Origin of the sequence: Dechloromonas hortensis (genome assembly GCF_009469765.1) — a bacterium.
GTDB classification, from domain to species: Bacteria; Pseudomonadota; Gammaproteobacteria; order Burkholderiales; family Rhodocyclaceae; genus Azonexus; species Azonexus hortensis.
The window spans coordinates 1-3,623 of the sequence record NZ_SSSQ01000030.1; the positions used below are offsets into that span (position 1 = coordinate 1).

3 protein-coding genes and 2 tRNA genes are annotated in these 3,623 nt (G+C 61.7%); 2 read left to right on the forward strand and 3 right to left on the reverse strand.

Annotated elements, in window-relative coordinates:
• Nucleotide 1: 1 nt before the first annotated feature.
• Both GH663_RS20820 and GH663_RS20825 read right to left on the reverse strand, forming a co-directional pair.
• Nucleotides 2–77: transfer RNA gene (locus GH663_RS20820), tRNA-Gly, on the reverse strand.
• A gap of 110 nt (nt 78–187) precedes the next feature.
• Nucleotides 188–263: transfer RNA gene (locus GH663_RS20825), tRNA-Thr, on the reverse strand.
• Between the two features lie 105 nt (nt 264–368).
• Between GH663_RS20825 and murJ the strand changes: the two genes are divergently transcribed.
• A complete protein-coding gene (murJ, locus tag GH663_RS20830; RefSeq protein WP_153133501.1) occupies nt 369–1,919 on the forward strand; it encodes a murein biosynthesis integral membrane protein MurJ in 1,551 nt (516 codons plus the stop codon).
• Between the two features lie 15 nt (nt 1,920–1,934).
• Nucleotides 1,935–2,564, forward strand: a complete 630-nt coding sequence (locus tag GH663_RS20835) for a YbhB/YbcL family Raf kinase inhibitor-like protein (RefSeq protein ID WP_153133502.1) — start codon at nt 1,935–1,937, stop codon at nt 2,562–2,564.
• 55 nt (nt 2,565–2,619) lie between these two features.
• On the opposite strand, the gene GH663_RS20840 is transcribed toward GH663_RS20835, so the two are convergent.
• A complete protein-coding gene (locus GH663_RS20840; protein WP_153133503.1) occupies nt 2,620–3,525 on the reverse strand; it encodes an amino acid ABC transporter substrate-binding protein in 906 nt (301 codons plus the stop codon).
• Between the last annotated feature and the right edge of the window lie 98 nt (nt 3,526–3,623).

Here is a 3,623-nt window from a genome sequence, read left to right on the forward strand (position 1 = left end):
CTGGAGCGGCAGAAGAGTCTCGAACTCTCGACCTATACCTTGGCAAGGTATCGCTCTACCAACTGAGCTACTGCCGCATCATCTCCGGGGCCAGACAACCGGAGTTGCCTGACCTGACTGGCCAATGCCAGTCTAGCCAGAGAGCAAACAACCCAAGCTTGCACTTGGGAATATTGCTTGATTTGCGTGGTGCCGCTGACCGGAATCGAACTGGTGACCTTCGCATTACGAATGCGCTGCTCTACCAACTGAGCTACAGCGGCAAACCAAGGACGCGGATTGTACAGTAGTCTTTGCCGCCCGACAACGCCAAATGCACAGCGTAGAATCACTGTTTTTTCGCGCCCCTCCAGGCAAGAGCATCTCTTATGAATTTGTTGCGCGCGCTGGCCACTGTCAGCGGAATGACCCTGCTTTCCCGCATCCTTGGCTTTGTTCGTGACTTTGTCATTGCCCGCGCCTTCGGTGCCGGCCTGGCGACCGATGCCTTTTTCGTCGCCTTCAAGTTACCCAACCTGCTCCGCCGGATGTTTGCCGAAGGCGCCTTCTCGCAGGCTTTCGTGCCGATTCTCGGTGAATACAAGAACAAGCGCGGCGATGCCGAAACCCTGAGCCTGATCGAGCATGTCGCCAGCCTGCTGACGCTGGCGCTGTTCGCCATCACCGCCCTCGGCATCGCCGCCGCCCCCGTCCTGGTCTGGATCTCGGCCCCAGGCTATGCGGCCGACCCGGGCAAGTTCGAATTGACGGTAACGCTGACCCGAATCACCTTCCCCTACATCCTGTTCATGTCGCTGGTCGCCCTCTCCGGCGGCATCCTGAATACCTGGAGCCGCTTCGCGCTGCCCGCCTTCACGCCAGTCCTGCTCAATATCACCTTCATCGGCATGGCCCTGCTCGCCGCCCCCTATTTCGACCCGCCGGTACTGGTGCTGGCCTGGTCGGTCTTCATCGGCGGCCTGCTGCAACTGGCCATCCAGTTCCCGGCCCTGAAGAAAATCGCCATGCTGCCGCGCCCGTCGCTGAACTGGCGGGCGGCCTGGGCCGACCCCGGTGTCCGCCGTATCCTGACCTTGATGGGGCCGGCCCTGATCGGCGTCTCGGTGTCGCAGATCAGCCTGCTGATCAATACCGTTTTCGCCTCCTTCCTGAAAACCGGCAGCGTCTCCTGGCTCTATTACGCCGACCGTCTGATGGAATTCCCCTCCGGCATGCTTGGCGCCGCACTCGGCACCATCCTGCTCCCTTCGCTGTCGCGCTACCACGCCCGCGACAACCCGGTCGAATATTCCAAGCTGCTCGACTGGGGCCTGCGCCTGACCTTGCTGCTCGCCGCCCCGGCCGCACTGGCCTTGGCCATCCTGGCCGTGCCGCTGATTGCGACGCTGTTCTTCCAAGGCGCCTTTACGGTCGATGACGTTTTCCGGACCCGCGAAGCCTTGGTTGCCTATTCGGTCGGTCTGACCGGCCTGATCCTGGTCAAGGTGCTGGCTCCCGGCTTTTACGCCCGCCAGAATGTCAGGACACCGGTCAAGATCGCGTTGATCTCGCTGCTCGCGACGCAGGCGATGAACCTCGCCTTCATCGGCTGGCTGCAGCACGCCGGCCTGGCGCTGTCGATCGGCCTCGCCGCCTGCCTGAACGCCGCGATGCTCTACCGTGGCCTGCGCCAGCAGGGCATCTTCACGCCGCAGCCAGGCTGGCCAGCTTTCATCATGAAACTGAGCCTGGCGATGGCCGTCATGGGCCTGGCGCTGTGGTTCGGCATGGGTAAGGAAAGCGACTGGTTGCAAAGCGGACTACTCGGCCGGACAATCCATCTTTCATGGCTGGTTCCGCTTGGCATTACGGCCTATTTCGCGACATTATGGGTGCTCGGCTTCCGCCCCCGCGACTTCAAGCGCCGGGCCGCCGAATAGACAGGAGACGCATTGATGAAACTGACCAGTAGCAGCTTCGCTGACGGACAGAAAATCCCCGGCGAGTTCTCGTTTTGCATCGCCGACCCGGCCCACCACGTCTGCCTGGGCAAGAATCTCAATCCGCAACTGGCCTGGAGCGATGTCCCGGCCGGCACCCGATCCTTCGCCCTGCTCTGCTACGACCCGGACGTACCGAGCCAGGGCGACGACGTAAACCAGGAAGGCCGCACCGTCCCCGCCGGCCTGCCGCGCGTCGATTTCTTCCACTGGGTGCTGATTGATCTGCCTGCTGCGGTCGACGGCATCAAAGAGGGCGAATTCAGCAAGGAAGTTTCACCGCGCGGCAAACCCGGACCGCAGGCGCCGCATGGCAGCCGCCAGGGCATCAACAATTACACCGACTGGTTTGCCGGCGACAACGACATGCGCGGCGACTACTACGGTTACGACGGCCCCTGCCCGCCGTGGAACGACGAGATCGTCCACCGCTACATATTCACCCTCTACGCGCTGGACATCGAGAGTCTGCCACTGGAGGGCAAGTTTGGCGGCCCGGAAGTCCGCACCGCCCTCGCCGGTCACGTGCTCGCCGAAGCCTCGCTGAGCGGCACCTACACGCTGAACCCCAGCCTGGCAGCCTGAAAATACAAAAAGGCCATGCCGGTCTGGCATGGCCTTTTGCCTTGGCCAAACCGGGTCAGTTCACCGGTTTGTCGTTTGGTGCCTGGATGGCCGCCTTGAGCAGCGTCGACATCGGCAGATCGAGACCGAGGTTGGCCGGCGGAATCGGACTGATGAACCACTTATCGTAAATTCTCGCCAGTTCGCCACTTTGCATCAGGCTCAGCAAGGTTTGATCAACCAGCTTCTTTAGCACCGCATCATCCTTCGGCAACATGATGGCGTAAGGCTCGGCCGCCAAGCCGCCGACCAGCAACTCATAACCATCCTTTTGCGTCGCCCGTTGCGCCGCCAGCATCGCGTCGTCGCCAACATAAGCGTCGACCTCGCCCTTGGCGAGCAGGGCCATGGCCTCAGCCGGGGTATTGACCTGCAGCAATTGCAGGTTGATGTTGCGCGTCAGGGCGTTCTGCTTGACTTGCCGGTCGGCGACACCACCGTTCAGAACGACCACCCGCTTGTCGGCCAGTTGTTCGAAGCGCTCGATACCCACGCCTTTGCGAACCAGAACCCGCAACTCGCTGACATAGACGGTGTAAGACAGACCGACCTGCTTCTGGCGAACCACGGTACTGGCAGCGCCACCACAATCGAGATCGGTGATCCCGGTTTTCAGCATCATCACCCGCGCATTGTCGGTCACCGCCACCGGCACCAGCGGCACCGCCTTACCGATTTTCTCCTGCATGGTTTTGACGACATGGCCGCAGATTTCCCACAGGTAACCGACGGGAACTGCCTGGCCCGGCAGCTGGTAGGAAAAGGGCAGCGCCGCTTCGCGATAGCCGACATAGACGGCATTGCGCACCACCACCCGGTCCAGCGTCGGGCCTAGTGCGCCCGTTTCCTGGGCGACGGCCCCGCCGGAAATCGTGAAAAGGCTGAGGCCCAAGGCAAGAGAGAAGCGGCTGATTTTTTTCATCGGCTCACTTTACACCCGCCAACGGTATTGCCGGTACAAGGCACCGAGCTTTCCCGGTTGATCAGCCATTTGCCGCCGACCTTGATCAGCTCCAGGCT